This window comes from Arthrobacter sp. 10N44_2, from assembly GCF_056394385.1.
Genome location: NZ_JBFTHT010000010.1, coordinates 85157 through 103093 on the forward strand (window position 1 = coordinate 85157; position 17937 = coordinate 103093).

Sequence of the window (17937 nt, forward strand, 5' to 3'; positions counted from 1 at the left end):
GGGGTCAGAGATCCTTGCGGCACTGGGCGTGGCCAAGCTCGTAGAGTCCGTTCAGGTCGCCGGCGGCAAGCCCGTCCGGGGCTCCGATCTCGGGGTACATCAGCTGGGCCGGGTCATCGACATGCTCCAGGCCCATCACATGGCCGAGCTCGTGCAGGATCACGGCAGTGGCATAGGCCGCTCCCTCGGAGCGGTCCAGGTCTTCCGCGATTTGCGGGGCATCCAGCTCCAGGCTGCCGGTGACGAAGCTCTTGGGGCCGTCGCCGAAACTGAAGTGTGTGCTTCCGCCTGTGCCGATCACCGGGCCTTTGAGCTGCGGCGCCTGCTCCGGGGTGGTCCAGGCGATCAGCAGCGGCGCCCACCGGTCCCCGTAGAGATCCTTTTGGTAGGGCGCACGTGTGGACGAGGGGGCCTCGGACGTGGGGCCGTCATTGATGAAGGTGATTCCGGTGGCCTCCGAGATCGTCCTGATCGAGTCGTCCACGAGCCGCTCGGCACCCGGCGGGGCCAGGGCGGCATTGATGACGTAGTGCAGCGGGCGGCACGGCGAGTAACCCACCGGAGTGCCGTCGTCATTCGTTGCGAGGAACTTGTACGAGGTGCTGGCGGCCTCCGGTTTCCGGGCCGCGCCGAGGGGGTGGTCCTGCTCCTCGAGCCCGGGCGGGGGAGTGTCCGTCCGGTCTTCGCCGGCCGGCACGGCAGGCTGGCCGGATTTCTGGCCAGCCTGGGGCTGTGCCTGCAGGTCACTGCCTGCTTTGTTTTCTGCACTGTGCCCTGCGTTGTTCCCCGTTCCTCGGGAGACCTCGAAGAGGCCCGTGAACCTCGGATCGCCGTAGACGAGTCCGGCGGTGAGGAAGGCGCCGGCGGCGATCACCGCAGCGGCGGCGAGGTTCCTGATGATCCGCAGAGCGGTGGCTGGCCGGCTGTGCCGAGGTCCGCGGTCCCGAAATTCAGGGCCGTCCACTAGCCAACCACGGCGCCGAAGGCCATGCCCAGCAGGTACGTCACGCCCGCGGCACCCATGCCGATGGCCAGCTGGCGCAGGCCGCGGGTGGCGGGCGAGGTACCGGAGAGCAGGCCCACGACGCCGCCGGTAAGCAGCAGCGCCAAGCCGACGAGGGACGCGGAAACCACCAGTGCGGCGAGTCCTGTCATGCCCAGCAGGAAGGGAATGATGGGCACGATCGCGCCCGAGGCGAAGAAGCAGAAGCTCGACGCCGCCGCGCCCCAGGCGGTGCCGACCGCCTCGTGCTGGTCCTCGCTTTCGGGCAGTTCCGGACGCAGGGACAGGCTGGGATCGCAGTCGCAGTCCAACAGGCCCATCCGCTCCGCGACGCGGTGCTCGGCGGCCGCCCGGGACATGCCGCGGGCCAGGTAGACGAGGAGGAGTTCGTTGTGCTCGATATCGAGCAGCGGCGCCGCCGCCAACGTGATCTGGGTGGGTCGGGTCGCGGCGAGGAGCTCCCGCTGCGACCGCACGGAAATGAACTCGCCGGCCCCCATGGACAGTGCGCCGGCCAGCAGCCCGGCGACGCCGCTGAGGAGTACCACCTGGCTGCCCACGCCCGAGGCCGCCATGCCCATGACGAGGGACAGGTTGCTGACCAGCCCGTCGTTGGCGCCGAAGACGGCGGCGCGGAACGTTCCGGCCAGCCGGTTGCGGCCCCGGGTGGCCAGCCCGCGGACCACTTCTTCGTGGATCTGCTCGTCGGCGACCATGGCCGGGGTGGCGAACGATTCGGTGGCGTACGGGGAGCGGCTCTCCGCCCGCTGGGCCAGGGCCAGGACGAAGACCGAGCCGAAGTGCCGGGCCAGGAAGCCCAGGAACCGGCTCCGGAGTGAGGCGTGCCGGTCCTTGCCGGCGTGATCGCCCAGCAACTGGAGCCAGTGCGCTTCATGGCGTCCCTCGGCCTCGGCCAGCGCCAGCAGGATGGCGCGTTCCTCCCCGGCGCGGTTCTGCGCCAGGTCCCGGTAGACGGCCGCCTCGGCACGTTCATCGGCGAGATACTGTCGCCAGCGCTTGATGTCCGCTGCGCTGGGCGCTGCGCTCGCGTCTGTTGCGGGCGACGGGCTCGGTGGGCTGACGGGAGCGGCAGTGGAGGGAGCCGCCGCGGGGGCAACAGAGGCGTGCGGCGAGGCGGGGCGCGGGTCCGTGTCGCGGACCGAAGAGGGCTGTGTCGGGTGGTGCTGCGAAGAATCGTTGCGGTCCGATTCGGTGTGCTGAGACACGAAAAACTCCTGGGTTTGGTCGGGCATGGTCCGGCCCCATTGCGACTCCAGAGTACCCCGTATTTCCGTGCTTTTCCGGCTGGCCATCCTCAGTGGAAAGTTTAGGGAGGCCGTAACTGCCCTGCCCCGGCGGGACCGTCCGCAGCCGCTTTCCGGCAGCAATTGTGAGCCCTTGACCGCCCGGGTCCGCGGTGTTCGAATGAAACCCAGGGCGGGCTCCCCGGGGCCTTGCCGCCACCGAAGCCGCATGGAGGTTGCATCATGGATAGCACCGCATCACATCCCATCCAGCCGGCCCGGGAGTCACTCGAGTCCGATCCCGCCTACGACTACGCCGAGGACGCGCCCGTCAGTGATGCCGCAGAGACCGAGGACGAGGAGCTTCTCGAAGAGGCCGACCGGCTCGTTCCCCTGGACGCGGAAGACTTCCTGGGCGACGAGAAGCCGGTGGTGCCCGTGGAAGGTGAAGAATTCCTTGCGCCGGAGGAAAATGAGTGATCCTCGCGCGGCCCGTTAAGTTGCCTAAAGGCCGACGGCGGCGCCCCCGAAAGGGGAGCGCCGCCGTCGACCTTTAACTTGCGGTCAAGACCCAGCCGGGCCTGGGCCCTAGTGCGTGAGGGCCGGGGCCTTTTCTTCCTCGGCCGCGCTGCCGGCGACACGCCGGCGCCAGTTCTGCATGACCGCGGGATCCGTCGGCTTGGTCAGCAGCGACACCGCGATGTAGACGACCGCGGAAGCCGCCAGGCCGTAGTAGATCGGCTCGTTGGCGTAGATGCCGTCCAGCGGAACCTCGGCGTTGATTTCCAGGATGATCATGGTGCCGAGCGTGATGACCGAGCCCACCGCCATGGACGCCGCGGCGGCGACGCCGGTGCCGCGCTTCCAGACCAGGCCGCCAAGGATGGCCACGAGCAGGCCGCCTACCAGGATGTCGTACGCAATGGTCAGGGCCGCGACAACGTCCTTGGTGACGATGGCGATCACGATTGCCACGATGCCCAGACCCAGGACCCACATGCGGTTGGCCTTGACGTCGTGTTCCGGGTTGTCGGTGTCATCGGTGTTGACCGTCTTGCCGAACCAGCCGGCAACGAACGGCAGCACATCGGCGCGGGCCACGGTGGCGGCCGCGATCAGGGCGCCGGAGGCGGTGGACATCATGGCGGCGACGGCGGCGGCCAGCACGAGGCCGCCGATGCCGATGGGCAGCAGGTGGGTGGCGACCTCGGCGTAGACGACGTCCTTGCCCAGGGCCTTGACGTCGATCTGCGGCAGGGCCACCCGGGCGCCGAGGCCGATCAGGGCACCGGCAGCACCGTAGAGGATGCAGTAGATGCCGGCCGTGGCGCCGCCCCAGCGGGCAACTTCAGGCGTCTTGGCGGTGAACACACGCTGCCAGATGTCCTGGCCGATCAGCAGGCCGAGGGTGTAGACCACAAAATACGTGATGATCGTCTGGGTGCCGATGCCGTCGATCTGGAAGAAGCTGGCGTCCACCCGGCTGCGGATCCCGTCGAGGCCGCCGGCGGCGTTGAGCGTGAACGGCAGCATCAGGAAGAAGATGCCGACCGTCTTGATGACGAACTGGACCTGGTCGGCCAGCGTGATGGACCACATGCCGCCGATGGTCGAGTACACCAGCACGATTGCCCCGCCGACGGCGATCGCGAGGGCGCGGTCCCAGCCGAAGAGCACCACGAAGATGGTGGCGTAGGCGCCCGTGGAGGTGGCGCAGAGCATCAGCGTGTAGGCAAGCATGACGATGCCCGAGGTCTGCGTGGCGTTGCTGCCGTAGCGCAGGGTCAGCATCTGGGAGACGGTATAGATCTTCAGCTTCTGGATGGTGCTGGCGAAGAGCAGGCTCAGCAGCAGGACGCCGGCGCCGATGGCGACGACGAGCCACATGCCGGAGATGCCGAACTTGTAGCCCAGGCCCACGCCGCCGACGGTCGAGGCGCCGCCCAGGACGACGGCGGCCATGGTGCCGGTGTAGAGGAACGGACCGAGGCGGCGGCCGGCCACGAGGAAGTCGCTATTGTTCTTGGTGCGGGACTTGCCCCACCATCCGAACGCCAGCATGGCGGCCAGGTACACCACCACGATTGCGATGTTGACGAAAGTTGCGTCCATATAAAGGCTCCTTGGAGCTGGTTGACAGCGGATGCGGGCCTCAACAGTATGTTCGGCAAGGCCGCTGCTGCGGGAAGTGGTTAGAGGAGGATTTCCGTCGGAACCCCCAGTTTTGCCTTATAGGCAACACATGTTGCCCAGAAGAGTATGCTGTGACTCCGGTAACAGTCAAGACGCCGGGCGTGGTGCCGCCGCCTCCGCGTCACGAAGGCCTGCTCCCGCTAGGATTGCTCCAATGATGGGGCCAAGCGGCCGGCCGTGAAAGGTTCCTAAATGAAGGCACTACCAGTTGAACCGAGCAATGTTCCCGTTGCCATCGGTTCGCGGATCCGCGCCGCCAGGCAGTCCCAGCGGCTCACCATTGAACAGGTCGCAGACGCCACCGGGCTCACCAAGGGATTCCTGAGCCGGGTCGAGCGGGATCTGACTTCGCCCTCGGTTGCCTCCCTGGTAACGCTCTGCCAGGTTTTGTCGATCTCTATCGGCGACCTCTTCGCCGCCCCCGAAACGCACCTCACGAAGCAGAATGAGGGCCCTCGAATCTCCCTCGGCGGCGAGGGGATCGTCGAGCGGCTGCTGACCGCGCGCTCCGAGCGCCGCGTCCAGATCATCCAGGCCGTGATCGAGCCGCGCGGGCGCGGCGAGTCCGAACTCTATGCCGTGGACTGCGACGTCGACGTCCTGCATGTGGTCAAGGGAAGCATCCGCCTGATCCTCACGAATGAGGAATTCGAGCTCAGCACCGGAGACACCGTAACGTTCCCCGGCCGGGAACCCCACACCTGGGTCAATCCCACGGACGACGCCGTCGAGGTGCTGTGGGTGCTCGTGCCCGCCGCCAGCCGCTGAGGGCATGAAAGCATCCGTAACCACCGCAAAAGTATCCGCACGGCGCACGCCGGAGATACACAGGACGAGCGGAAGCCGCTCGCGTCATCAACTGGGGGATCCATGAACCGCAACAACGTCTTTCTGTCCCTGGCCGTGGCCGCCGCGCTCGCGGCCGCCCTTGGCCTGAGCTCGTGCGCCGCCGCGGGCCAGCGGGCCGGCGAAACGGCAAGCGGTCCCGCCAGTGAAACCGCGGCCCCGGAGCAGCAGGAATCCGGTGCGGCCGCCACGACCGCCTCCTCCGCCGCTTCGGCCCTGCCCTCGCCCGCCCCGAGCGCCTCCGCTACCCCCGTCCCGGCCGCGCCCACAGCCACGGCCAGCGCGGTGGCCGGCGTGAAAACCTTCACCTTCCCGGACGGGCACCTCTCCTTCTCCTATCCGAGCGGCTGGTCCGTCCGGTTGGTGGGCTCGCCCGGGAACGCGGCCAAGCTGCGGGACGTGCAGGCGGTCATCGCCGACGCCACCGGCAACGAACTGGCTTCCGTCACCAGCAGCACCAGCGCCAGCAACGCTTCCGGCCCTGTGGCCCGCACCGTGCTGGACACCGCCCCGGTGCCGGGGCTGAAAGATGTGGACGGCGAGCAGCTGGCCTTCGGCTTCGCGTTCGATTCCCTCGCCGACCAGTCCGATTTCCACATGAGCGTCCGCAAGCAACGCGACTTCGCGCCCGCGGTCTCTGACTCCGGCTCCGCCTACGTCAGCTTCGCCAACGGCGGGGCGGAGGCCAAGGTGCTCTTCGGCAGCCCGGCGTTTGCCTCCGTCGACGCCGCCAAGGCCTGGATGACCACGGAGCAGTACAGCCAGCTCAAGCGCCTGCTGCTCACCCTCAAGTACAGCTGACGTCCCTTTCCTTGGTGAGATCGGCCCTGGTGAGATGTGCGTCACATCCTGGCAATCTGCCGGAAACGGCAATTTAATGCCCGGAGCCGGCACGTAACGTGCCCGCAAGAATGGGAAAGCCTTCCCGAAACACGCCGTGAGTAGCGTCAACGGCGGGGGGACGCTCGTCAGTCCCAAACGTCACATGGTCTCGCCGCATCGGCGCCCTCGGAGCGCCGGCACTCGAGGAAGGCTCCCGCTATGAAGTTCTCTGTGCTTGCAGTAGGAATGGCAACAGATCCGCAGGTCCTTGACCCCGGATCGACCGCGTGGATGCTCACGGCGTCCGCTCTGGTCCTCCTGATGACCCCCGGGCTTGCGTTCTTCTACGGCGGGCTCGTCAGAATGAAGTCCGTCCTCAACATCATGATGATGAGCTTCGGCGCCATGGGCGTGGTGGCCGTCGTCTGGGCCCTGTGGGGCTATGGCCTGGCCTTCGGTCCGGATGCGCTGGGCGGCTTCGTCGGGGATCCCTTCACCAACTTCGGCCTGAGCGGGCTGACCACCAGCATCGGCTCCAAGGCGGCAGGCCTGCCGGACATGATCTTCGTCGGCTTCCAGGCCACGTTCGCCATCATCACCGTCGCACTGATCAGCGGCGCGGTGGCCGAGCGCGTCAGGTTCGGCCCCTGGCTCCTCTTTGCCGCCCTTTGGGTCACGCTCGTTTACGCGCCGATCGCGCACTGGGTCTGGGGCGGCGGCATTTTCGGACCTACCGGCATCATCGGCAGCAAGATCTCGGCCCTCGACTTCGCCGGCGGCACGGTGGTCCACATGAACGCCGGCATTGCCGGACTGATGCTTGCCGTGGTTCTGGGCAAACGGCTCGGCTTCATGAAAGACCCCAACATCCGCCCGCACAACCTGCCGTTCGTGATGCTCGGCGCAGGGCTGCTCTGGTTCGGCTGGTTCGGCTTCAACGCCGGCTCGGAACTCGCCGCCGACGCCACGGCCGCCCTGGCCTGGACCAACACGCTGCTCGCCACCAGCGCCGCCCTGCTGGGCTGGCTGCTCGTGGAGCGGCTGCGCGACGGGCATGCCACCTCGCTCGGCGCCGCCTCGGGAGCCGTCGCGGGACTCGTGGCAGTCACCCCGGCCTGCGGATTCATCGACCCCATCGGCGCCATCCTGATCGGCGCGATCGCCGGGGCTGTCTGCGCGCTCGCCGTCGGGCTGAAGTTCAAGATCGGACTCGACGACTCCCTGGACGTCGTGGCCGTGCATTTCGTCGGCGGCCTGTGGGGGACCCTGGCCCTCGGATTTTTCGCGCTTCCGTCCACCAAGACGGCCGGCGGCCTGTTCTACGGCGGCGGCCTGGCGCAGTTCTGGCCACAGATTCTCACCGCCCTGATCGTCACGGCATGGAGCGCCGCCATGACCACACTGATTGGCTTCGCGATCCACAAGAGCATCGGCATGCGCGTTTCCGAAGCCGACGAGCTCTCCGGCATTGACGTGACGGAGCACGCCGAAACGGCGTATGAGCTCCTCATGGTCGGCGGCAGCTTCCACCCCGGTGACCCGCATGCCCGGACTGATGCGGCCGAGGCCCACGCGACGGCCCACGCCGGGACCCCGGCCGAAGTCCCAGCCGGGACCAACGCCGAGGCCGAGGGTGAGGCCGTCCGCGGCAGGGTGTCGTCATGAAGCTCGTCACGGCGATTGTGCGGCCGGAGCGGGTCGCGGCCGTTAGCGCGGCCCTGGAGCGGGCCGGGGTCAACGGCCTGACCGTGAGCCAGGCCAGCGGCTACGGCCGGCAGCGGGGCCATACCGAGGTGTACCGGGGCGCTGAATACAGCTCGGACCTGCTGCCCAAGGTGCGGCTCGAAGTCCTGGTCGACGAGGGCGCCCTCGGCGCCGTCATGGCTGCCATTGAAGAGGGAGGGCGCACGGGCCGCTTCGGCGATGGCAAGATCTGGATTATCGAGGTGCGCGACGCCGTCCGCGTCCGCACGGGGGAGCGGGGCGCGTCGGCCATCGCCTGAGGTTGGTAAACAACTGATGCGCAATACGAAACTTCGAGTGTATGATGGCTGTCACAACCGTCGGTCAATCCTCGAAGGAGAGGCTTCTTTTGGAAGAGCTGCGCATCGAGGCCAATGGCAACCTTGGCCCCATCGATTCATCCCGCGTCCCACGCTACGCCGGGGCTGCCACGTATGCCCGCCTGCCGCGCCTGGACCAGGTGGCCAAGGCAGACGTCACGGTGGTCGGCGTGCCGTTCGACACCGGCGTCTCCTACCGCCCCGGCGCCCGCTTCGGGGCCAACCACATCCGCGAGGCCAGCCGCCTGCTGCGGCCGTACAACCCGGCCTGGGACGTCAGCCCCTTCGAGAACATCCAGGTTGCCGACGCCGGCGACATGGCGGTCAACCCCTTCAACATCAACGACGCCATCGAAACCATCCAGCAGAACGCCTTGGACCTGACGGCGTCCGGCAGCAAGCTCGTCACCCTCGGCGGCGACCACACCATCGCCTTGCCGCTGTTGCGCGCCGCCGCCGAGCGCGCCGGCGGCCCCATAGCCATGCTGCACTTCGACGCGCACCTGGACACCTGGGACACCTACTTCGGCGCCGAGTACACCCACGGCACACCCTTCCGCCGCGCCGTCGAGGAAGGCATCCTGGACACCGAGGCCATCAGCCACATCGGAACCCGCGGTCCGCTCTACGGCAAGAAGGACCTCGACGACGACCACCGCTTCGGCTTCGGCATCGTCACCTCCGCCGACGTCTACTACCAGGGCGTCCTGGAGACGGTCGCCAAGGTCCGGGACCGGATCGGCAACCGCCCGCTCTATATCTCAGTGGACATCGACGTCCTTGACCCCGCGCACGCCCCGGGCACCGGCACGCCGGAAGCCGGCGGCATCACGAGCCGCGAGCTGCTGGAAATCATCCGCGGGTTCCGCGGCATGAACCTCGTCGGTGCCGACGTCGTCGAGGTCGCCCCGGCCTACGACCACGCCGAGATCACAGGCGTGGCGGCAAGCCACGTCGCCTACGAACTCGTAACACTGATGGCGGACCGCGCCGTCGAAGGGGACCGCTTCGGCGCCCCGAACGGCTACGCTGCCCAGGCCCTCGGCCAGGAATCCCGCCGACCCGCCGGCTTCAGCTCCTCTGTGGCTTCGCCGGTGGCTTCGCGATGACCGGCGTGCGCAACGGCGGGGACCTCGTCGTCGAAACCCTTGAGGCGCTCGGCGCCAAGACGGTCTTCGGCATCCCGGGCCAGCACGCCCTGGGCCTGTTCGACGCGATGGGCCGCGGGAACCTGCACTTCGTCTCCTCCCGGGTCGAGAACAACTCGGCCTTCGCCGCCGACGGCTACTCCCGCGCCACCGGCGAAGTCGGCGTGCTGTTCCTGTCCACCGGCCCGGGCGCGCTGACGTCCTTGGCCGGGCTGCAGGAGGCTTACGCCACCGGCGTTCCCATGGTGGTCGTGGCCAGCCAGATCCCGCTCGAGGGCCTTGGCGCCCGGCGCAAGGGCATGCTGCACCAGCTCGATGACCAGAAGGCCTCGGCCGCGAACGTCACCAAGTCCCAGCGGCTGATCCAGCACGCCTCCGGCATCCCCTCGGCCATCCAGGATGCCTGGACCGAGGCGATCTCCTCGCCGCAGGGCCCCGTGTGGCTCGAAATCCCGCAGAACGTCCTGCTGGACCCCATCATGGTGCCTCCCGTGGAGGACGCCCTCGCCGAAGCGGCCGACAACCCGCCCCGCGTGGAGCTGGTCCGCGAAGCCGTGAAATGGCTCTCGACGGCGGAACGTCCCGCCATCATCGCCGGCGGCGGCACCCGCCGCGGCCATGCCGAAAAGTCGCTGCTCTCGATTGCGGAGAAGCTGCGGGCGCCGGTCATCTGCACCCCGGGCGGCAACGGCGCGTTCCCGTGGAACCATGAGCTCTCCCTGCAGTCCTGGATCGAGGACCAGTACATGACGGAGGTGCTCGAGGACGCCGACGTGTTGATCGTCATCGGCTCCTCCCTGGGCGAGGTCACCTCCAACTACTTCACCTTTGAACCGCGCGGCCGGATCATCCAGATCGACGCCGAACCCCGCGTCCTGGAGTCCAACCGCCCGGGACTGGGCATCCGGGCGGACGCCGGCCAGGCCCTGGCCGCCCTCGACGCCGCCCTGACTGAACCGCACGGCGAACGTGCCGACTGGCACGGCACGGCTCCCGAGGTACTCGTCAAGGACACCCTGGCCAAGGTCAAGGCCCGGCTCGAGTCCCAGGACCTCGGCAAGGAACTGAAGTTCATGGCCGACATCCGCGAGGCCGTTCCCGCGGCCATGCAGACGTTCTGGGACATGACCATCTCGGCCTACTGGGGCTGGAGCTGCTGGGATGCCCGCGACGGCCAGTTCCACTCCGCGCAGGGCGCCGGCGGGCTGGGCTTCGGCTTCCCCGCGGCGATCGGCGGCGCCGTCGGGCTCGAAACCACCGGCGCATCCGCCGGCGCACCTGCCGGACACGCCAGAGTGCTGGCCGTCTCCGGCGACGGCTCGGCGATGTACTCCATCTCCGAGCTCGCCACCGCCAAGCAGCACAACGTCCCGGTCACCTGGCTCATTGTGGACGACGGCGGCTACGGCATCCTGCGCGAATACATGGTCGGCGCCTTCGGCAAGGCCACGGCCACCGAGCTCGCCCGCCCCGACTTCGTCAAGCTGGCAGAGTCCTTCGGCGTCCCGGCCGTCCGGGTTGCCCCGGAGGACGTCGGGGACGCCCTGAAGGCGGGCTTCGCCGAGGACGGCCCCAACGTCGTCGTCGTCGAAACCCTGCTCCAGATGTTCGGCCCCACCCACCTGGCCACATAGGCGCACCAATACCACAGCAGCACCACAGCAGCACCGCTGCACAGCGCGGACCGGCCGGGTCTGCCCCTCACCGCGAGGGGCAGGCCCGGCCGGTCCGCGTTTGCTATTTAAGGGTCTTCCGGGGCCGCGCGGCACCTCCCACGAGAGAGTTAGTTTCCCGAAGTAACCATTTTCGTATATAGTTGCCTAGGGCAAACAAAAGAGGGGTGTCCATCATGTCAGTTGAATCCAACGCTGCAGCCAGACTCGTCTACCAGATCTTCGATCTGCAGCGCGCGGTCCGTTGCGTTGCCGCCGCCAGCCTGCGGGGGCAGGACACCGGAGTGGCGCTTCAAGGCGTTCTGCGCTTTGTGGGGGAGGGCGAATCCCGGGCCACGCATCTTGCGGAGCGGCTCGGCGTCAGCGCCCCGGTCCTCAGCCGGCACATCGCCGACCTCGAAGAGCACGGCTATGTGGTCCGCCGGCCGGACCCGGAAGACGGCCGCGCGCAGCTGATCGCCCTGTCTGCCGCCGGCACGGAGAAACTGCGTGTCATCGAGGACCAGCGGACGGCCACCATCCAGGACCTGCTGCAGGACTGGAGCCAGGATGACGTCGAACTGACGGCGCGCACCCTCGAAAAACTTGCTGAGTCCCTCAGGACCTCAGCCCGGGCAACGACGGCCGGACCCACGAATACGACCGAAATTGTTGAGGAGTAGATATATGGCTAGCCACGCCGCCGCCACAGGGCCGTCCCCGGCCCCGTCGGACGTTCCGCAGGGGGCATCCCGCGCATCCCAGACCGCCGCAGAACCTGTGGCGATGACCCACCGCCAGATCATGGAGGCCCTCACCGGGCTGCTGGCGGCGTTCTTCACCGCCATCCTGAGCAGCACGATCGTCGCCAACGCGCTGCCCACCATCATGTCCGAACTCAAGGGCACCCAGACGGACTTCGCCTGGGTGATCACCGCCGCGCTCCTGGCCAACGCGGCAACCACCCCGATCTGGGGCAAGCTCGCGGACCTCTTCAACAAGAAGGTCCTCGTCCAGCTGAGCATCGTGATCTTCGTGGCGGGCTCCGTTATGGCCGGCCTGTCCGAGACCATCCCGCTGCTGCTGACCGCCCGTGTCATCCAGGGCATCGCCATGGGCGGCCTCACCGCCCTGGCCCAGGCCATCATCGGCTCCATGATTCCGCCGCGCGACCGCGGAAAGTACTCCGGCTACATGGGCGGCGTCATGGCCGTGGGCACGGCAGGCGGCCCGCTGCTCGGCGGCTTCATTGTCGACAGCCCGCTGGGGTGGCGCTGGACCTTCTTCGTCTGCGTCCCGCTCGCGGTGGTCGCGCTCATCCTGCTGCAGGTCACGCTCAAGATCCAGCACGTCAAGCGCCCCGCCAAGATCGACTGGCTCGGCTCCATCCTGTTGACCTCCGGCGTCAGCCTGCTGCTCATCTGGGTCTCCTTCGCCGGCAATCCCGACTACTACGACTGGTGGTCGTGGCAGACGGTCGCGATGGTGGGCGGCGGCATCGTGCTCCTTGGCCTGCTCGTGCTGGTGGAATCCAAGGTCGCCCAGCCCATCATCCCGCTCAAGATCATCTCTGAGCGGACCACCGCCCTCGCGATCCTCGCCTCGGTGGCCGTCGGAGTGGGCATGTTTGGCTCCTCGACCTTCCTTGGCCAGTACTTCCAGGTGGCACGCGGCGCCACCCCCACCGAGGCCGGCCTGCTTACGCTGCCCATGATCGCGGGCAACCTCATCGGGTCGGTCGCCTCCGGCATGCTCATCAGCCGCACCGGCAAGTGGAAGCGGTACCTCGTGGCCGGCGCCATCTTGCTGATCGGCGGCCTGGGCCTGGCCGGCAGCATGGACCACACCACTGACCTGTGGCTGACCGGTATCTACACCGCCATCCTCGGCGTCGGCCTGGGCCTGCTGATGCAGAACCTCGTCCTCGCCGTCCAGAACACGGTCCAGGCCAAGGATATCGGCACGGCCAGCGCCTCTGTGGCCTTCTTCCGGTCCGTCGGCGGTGCGATCGGCGTCTCGGTCCTCGGCGCCGTGCTGGGCAACCGGGTCAAGGAGCTCGTCGTGGAGGGGCTGGCTTCGGCCGGCATCCAGGTTCCCGCCGGATCCGCGGGGGCCAGCATGGACCTCAAGGACATGCCGGCACCGATCCGCGACATCATGCGTGCCGCCTACGGCGACGCGATCGCCGAGGTCTTCCTGATCTCCGCAGTCGTCGGACTCGTGGCGCTGGTGGCCATCCTGTTCATCAAGGAACGCCCGCTGCGCCGCACGGTCGACGTGCGGCCGGAACCCGCCGAAATCGCAGGGGACGCCCCGGATGCCGGGATGGCCGCGATGGCCGGTGCCACGGCCCCGGCTTTGGGGAACACGGGTTACACCAGGACCACAGGGAACGACGACGCCGGGGCAGCTTCGCCCGCCGGAACCGGCATCGTTGACCTGGACCGGGAATTCATCGAGGTGCTCAGCCGGGAGCGCGCCGAATCCCGCTTCCCCGATGCCGCCCGCCAGCGGACCCGGACCTTGGTGGCCGAGGACCGGCCCGAAGCCGCCGACGTCGTACCTGTGATGCTCCAGACCCAGAGGCTCCTCGCGGAGCAGCAGCTGCTGCTGGCGGACGCCCTGCGCGCGGTGCACGAGCAGGCCGCCGAGCAGCGTGCGATCGCCGCGGAACAGGCCCGGGTTGCCGAGGAGCTCACGGCCCTGCGCCGGCAGCTCGCCAAGCAGCGCAAGATGCAGCGCGCGGCTGCCGACTACATCGCCACCCACGGCCGGCACCGGACCGAGTAGCGCCGGCTCACAGTACCGGACCGCAGAGGCTCCGCGGCCGCCCGAGGGGCGGCTGCGGGGCCTTCGTGCGGCGAGACGGTTGCGGGGGAGACCACAGCAGCCGCTTAAGTACGCCGTTTGGATGATATTGAGCTCCCGATGTTCCTCCCGGGCGAGGGTTTTCGTAGAGTTGGGTGGCTAAGGCTGTCGGTCCCATGGGCTAGTCTCCAATCAGCCTTCCAATAATCTTCACTATTTAGCTCTCCCATACTTTGCTCTCCCCATAATTTGGTCTCCCTATAATTCAGTCTTCGTAAGGACTCGTGGGCATGCTCGTTACCCTCATGCGGCGCTATTCCAAGCCGTATCTGCCATACATCGCGGCTGTGGTCATCTTCCAGCTGGCCTCGACCATCGCGGCTCTGTACCTCCCCAGCCTCAATGCCCAGATCATCGACGAGGGCGTCTCCCGCGGCGACACGGACTACATCTGGCGCACCGGCGGCGTCATGCTCGGCGTCGCGCTGATCCAGGTGGCCACCGCGATCGCCGGCGTCTACTTCGGCTCGAAGGCGGCGATGGCGTTCGGCCGGGACCTGCGCCGCGGCGTGTTCCGCAAGGTGAGCAGCTTCTCGGCGCGGGACGTCAACCTCTTCGGTGCCCCCACCCTGATCACCCGGGGCACCAACGATGTGCAGCAGGTCCAGATGCTCATGCTCATGGCGCTGAACTTCATGGTGGCCACACCTATCATGTGCATCGGCGGGATCTTCATGGCCCTGCGCGAGGACCTCAACCTGTCCTGGCTCGTCTGGGTGTCCGTGCCCCTGCTCGTGGTCGTGGTGGGCTACCTCGTGGTCCGCCTCATGCCGCTCTTCCGTTCCATGCAGGAGAAGATCGACCGGCTCAACGGTGTCCTCCGCGAGCAGATCATCGGCATCCGCGTGGTCCGGGCCTTCGTGCGCGAACCCCACGAGGCCGAGCGCTTCGGCGCGGCCAACCAGGACCTCACCGACGTCTCGCTGAAGATCGGTTCCCTGTTTGTCCTGATGTTCCCCGCCATCGGCATGATCCTGCACATCTCCACGGCCGCCGTGCTCTGGTTCGGTGGCCAGCGCGTCGATGCCGGCGAGATGCAGGTCGGCTCCCTGACAGCCTTCCTCCAGTACCTCCTGCAGATCCTCATGGCCGTCATGATGGGCACCTTCATGGCCATGATGATTCCCCGCGCCTCGGTCTGCGCCGACCGGATCGGTGAAGTGCTCGACGTCGAACCCTCCATCCACGAATCGCTCACCCCGGTGGCGCCTGCGGCAAAGGCCGGCCGCGTCGAATTCCGCAACGTGACCTTCGCCTACCCCGGCGCCGAGGCTCCCGTGCTCAGCAACATCAGCTTTACGGCCGAGCCCGGACAGACCGTGGCGATCATCGGCTCCACCGGCGCCGGCAAGTCCAGCCTGCTGGCCCTGCTCCCGCGGCTCTACGACGCCGAGTCGGGCGAGGTCCTGCTCGACGGCGTCCCCGTCACCCAGCTGGACCGCGCCGAGATCACGCAGCGCGTGGCCATGGTGCCGCAACGGCCCTACCTGTTCTCCGGAACCATTGAGCACAACCTGCGCTTCGGCAAGCCCGAGGCCACGGACTCGGACCTGTGGGAGGCGCTGACGGTCGCCCAGGCCGCGGAGTTCGTGCGCGAAAAGAAGGGTGGCCTCGCAGCGCGGATCGCCCAGGGCGGCACCAACGTCTCCGGCGGCCAGCGGCAGCGGCTGTGCATCGCCCGCGCGCTCGTCACCGAACCCAAGGTCTTCCTGTTCGACGACTCGTTCTCGGCCCTTGACGTCGCCACCGACGCCAGGCTCCGCCGGGCGCTCAAGGCCAAGACGGCCGATGCCACGGTGATCATCGTCGGCCAGCGGGTGTCTACCATCGCCGATGCGGACCAGATCCTCGTGCTGGACAACGGCAGGATCGTGGACCGCGGAACACATGAGGAGCTGTTGGAAAGCTCCAGCACTTACCAGGAAATCGTCGAATCCCAGCTGAGCGCGGAGGCAGTGGCATGAGCACCAACGAGAAAGTCTCCACCACGCCGGCCACCGCAGCCGGCCAGGCCGCTGCCGATACGGACGCCACCGACCTGATCGAAGATGACTTCATCGAGGAGGAGTACACGCCCGGCGAGGCCGACGGCGGCATGTTCGGCGCCGTGCCGGCCAAGAAGGCCCAGCACTTCTGGCCCTCGGCCAAACGGCTCATGGGACTGCTGAAACCCGAGCGCGCCGGCATCACCGCCGTGCTCGCCATGGTGACGGTCGCCGTCGTCCTCAACGTCATTGCCCCGAGGATCCTGGGCCAGGCGATGGACGTGATCTTCGCCGGAGTGGTCGGCAAGCAGCTCCCGGCCGGGGCCACCAAAGAACAGTTCATCGAAGGACTGCGCTCCCAGGGCCAGGACAACTTCGCCGACATGCTCGCCAAGATGGACGTCGTGCCGGGCGCTGGCATCGATTTCCAGAAGCTCGCGTTCCTCATCAGCGTGGTGCTGGTGATGTATTTCGTCGCCAACATCTTTCTGTGGCTCCAGGGCTATGTCCTCAACGTGCTGGTCATGCGCGTGGTGCGCACGCTGCGCGATGACACCGAGAAGAAACTCAACAAGCTGCCGCTGAACTACTTCGATACCCGCCAGCGCGGCGACATCCTTTCCCGTGTCACGAACGACGTCGACAACATCCAGCAGGCGCTCCAGCAGGCCTTCGCCCAGCTCGTGAACTCGGCCCTGACGGTCATCGGGATCGTGATCATGATGTTCATCGTGTCCTGGCAGCTGGCCCTGATCGCCCTCGTCGCCCTGCCGCTCTCCGGCGTGGCCGCCGGCATCATCGGCGCCCGCAGCCAGAAACTCTTCGCCGCCCAGTGGAAGAACACCGGCGAGCTCAACGGCCAGATCGAGGAATCGTTCTCCGGCCACGACCTCGTCCGCGTGTTCGGCCGCGACGCTGACATGCTGGCCCGCTTCGACGAGCGCAACGAGGAACTCTACAAGGCCAGCTTCGGAGCCCAGTTCGTCTCCGGCATGATCATGCCGGTCATGCAGTTTGTCTCCTACCTCAGCTATGTCGGGATCGCCGTCGTCGGCGGGCTGCGCGTGGCTTCGGGCAGCATGAGCCTGGGCGACGCCACGGCGTTCATCCAGTACTCGCGCGAATTCACCCAGCCGCTGGGCCAGATGGCCGGCATGGCCAACATGCTGCAGTCCGGTGTCGCCTCCGCCGAGCGGGTTTTTGAATTCCTCGACGCCGACGAACAGGACGCCGAGACCGCCACCGAGCACCTCCCGGCGAAGACCGACGGGCACGTCGAGTTCAAGCACGTCACCTTCAGCTACACGCCGGACAAGCCGCTGATCGAGGACCTGTCCTTCACGGCCGAGCCCGGTCACACGGTGGCGATCGTGGGACCGACCGGGGCGGGCAAGACCACCCTGGTCAACCTCGTGATGCGCTTCTACGAGCTCAACTCCGGCAGCATCACCCTGGACGGGGTGGACATCACCCGGCTGAGCCGTTCGGAGCTGCGCGCCAAGGTCGGTATGGTGCTGCAGGACGCCTGGCTGTTCGGCGGCACCATCTACGAGAACATCCGCTACGGCAAGCTGGACGCCACCGAAGAACAGATCATGGCGGCGGCCAAGGCCACGTTCGTGGACCGCTTCGTCCGGGCGCTGCCGGACGGCTACAACACGGTGATCGACGAAGAGGGCAACAACGTCAGTGCCGGCGAAAAGCAGCTGATCACCATCGCCCGGGCCTTTGTGGCGAACCCGTCGCTGCTGATCCTGGACGAGGCCACGAGTTCCGTGGATACCCGCACCGAAGCCCTGGTCCAGAAGGCCATGGCGGCGCTGCGGACGGAGCGCACCAGCTTCGTCATCGCCCACCGCCTTTCCACCATCCGGGACGCGGACACCATCCTTGTCATGGAGGACGGGCAGATCGTCGAGCAGGGCCGGCACGCCGAACTGCTGGCCCTGCAGGGCGCGTACTACAGGCTGTACATGTCCCAGTTCGCCGGTGAGGACGCAGAGTCTGCCGTGGCGGATTCCGCGGAGGACGCGACGGCGGTGCACAGCTGAGCGCCGCAGGCCCCGCCGGGAACGGCGCAGCCGGCGGGAACGGGCCCGGCAGGGAGAGCGCA

Annotated in this window: 14 protein-coding genes; 11 read left to right on the plus strand and 3 right to left on the minus strand. The window is 67.6% G+C overall.

Translation table 11 applies throughout. From position 1 onward, the window contains the following. Window positions 1-4 precede the first annotated feature (4 nt). Window positions 5-964 carry a matrixin family metalloprotease gene (locus AC1DBX_RS12460; protein WP_223914243.1) on the minus strand — a complete coding sequence of 320 codons (960 nt, stop codon included), beginning with the start codon at window positions 962-964 and terminating at the stop codon, window positions 5-7. Next, the gene (locus AC1DBX_RS12465) at window positions 964-2256 is read right to left on the minus strand and encodes a VIT1/CCC1 transporter family protein (protein WP_476931865.1); all 1293 of its coding nucleotides are present in this window, start codon (window positions 2254-2256) and stop codon (window positions 964-966) included. The genes AC1DBX_RS12460 and AC1DBX_RS12465 overlap by 1 nt, the downstream gene beginning before the upstream one ends. A gap of 234 nt (window positions 2257-2490) precedes the next feature. Here AC1DBX_RS12465 and AC1DBX_RS12470 point away from each other — a divergent pair, with 234 nt between their 5' ends. Further along, entirely contained in the window at window positions 2491-2727 is a 237-nt protein-coding gene (locus AC1DBX_RS12470; RefSeq protein ID WP_079550403.1) for a hypothetical protein, read from the plus strand. 108 nt (window positions 2728-2835) lie between these two features. On the opposite strand, the gene AC1DBX_RS12475 is transcribed toward AC1DBX_RS12470, so the two are convergent. After that, window positions 2836-4359 carry a sodium:solute symporter family protein gene (locus AC1DBX_RS12475; RefSeq protein WP_476931866.1) on the minus strand — a complete coding sequence of 508 codons (1524 nt, stop codon included), beginning with the start codon at window positions 4357-4359 and terminating at the stop codon, window positions 2836-2838. Between the two features lie 273 nt (window positions 4360-4632). On the opposite strand from AC1DBX_RS12475, the gene AC1DBX_RS12480 reads away from it, so the two are divergent. The 10 genes from AC1DBX_RS12480 (at window position 4633) to AC1DBX_RS12525 (ending at window position 17875) form a co-directional block, all read left to right on the plus strand. Further along, window positions 4633-5208: a helix-turn-helix domain-containing protein gene (locus tag AC1DBX_RS12480; protein ID WP_018775913.1), complete on the plus strand. Its 576-nt coding sequence runs from the start codon at window positions 4633-4635 to the stop codon at window positions 5206-5208. Between the two features lie 102 nt (window positions 5209-5310). Then, window positions 5311-6087: a hypothetical protein gene (locus tag AC1DBX_RS12485; RefSeq protein WP_476931867.1), complete on the plus strand. Its 777-nt coding sequence runs from the start codon at window positions 5311-5313 to the stop codon at window positions 6085-6087. Window positions 6088-6327: 240 nt separating this feature from the next. Continuing rightward, a complete protein-coding gene (locus AC1DBX_RS12490) occupies window positions 6328-7773 on the plus strand; it encodes an ammonium transporter (RefSeq protein ID WP_476859695.1) in 1446 nt (481 codons plus the stop codon). Further along, a complete protein-coding gene (locus AC1DBX_RS12495) occupies window positions 7770-8111 on the plus strand; it encodes a P-II family nitrogen regulator (protein ID WP_230007931.1) in 342 nt (113 codons plus the stop codon). The genes AC1DBX_RS12490 and AC1DBX_RS12495 overlap by 4 nt, the downstream gene beginning before the upstream one ends. An 89-nt stretch (window positions 8112-8200) precedes the next feature. Next, the gene (gene speB, locus AC1DBX_RS12500; protein WP_476851378.1) at window positions 8201-9280 is read left to right on the plus strand and encodes an agmatinase; all 1080 of its coding nucleotides are present in this window, start codon (window positions 8201-8203) and stop codon (window positions 9278-9280) included. Continuing rightward, window positions 9277-10953 (plus strand): thiamine pyrophosphate-binding protein, encoded by a 1677-nt coding sequence (locus AC1DBX_RS12505; RefSeq protein ID WP_476931868.1) that lies wholly within the window; start codon window positions 9277-9279, stop codon window positions 10951-10953. The genes speB and AC1DBX_RS12505 overlap by 4 nt, the downstream gene beginning before the upstream one ends. 215 nt (window positions 10954-11168) lie before the next feature. After that, window positions 11169-11654, plus strand: a complete 486-nt coding sequence (locus AC1DBX_RS12510; RefSeq protein WP_079550568.1) for a MarR family winged helix-turn-helix transcriptional regulator — start codon at window positions 11169-11171, stop codon at window positions 11652-11654. Window positions 11655-11757: 103 nt separating this feature from the next. Further along, a complete protein-coding gene (locus AC1DBX_RS12515) occupies window positions 11758-13761 on the plus strand; it encodes an MDR family MFS transporter (RefSeq protein ID WP_476931893.1) in 2004 nt (667 codons plus the stop codon). A 308-nt stretch (window positions 13762-14069) separates the two neighbouring features. After that, window positions 14070-15803: an ABC transporter ATP-binding protein gene (locus tag AC1DBX_RS12520; RefSeq protein ID WP_028275633.1), complete on the plus strand. Its 1734-nt coding sequence runs from the start codon at window positions 14070-14072 to the stop codon at window positions 15801-15803. Continuing rightward, on the plus strand, window positions 15800-17875 hold the full coding sequence (locus AC1DBX_RS12525) for an ABC transporter ATP-binding protein (RefSeq protein ID WP_476859698.1): 2076 nt from the start codon (window positions 15800-15802) through the stop codon (window positions 17873-17875). The genes AC1DBX_RS12520 and AC1DBX_RS12525 overlap by 4 nt, the downstream gene beginning before the upstream one ends. Window positions 17876-17937 lie beyond the last annotated feature (62 nt).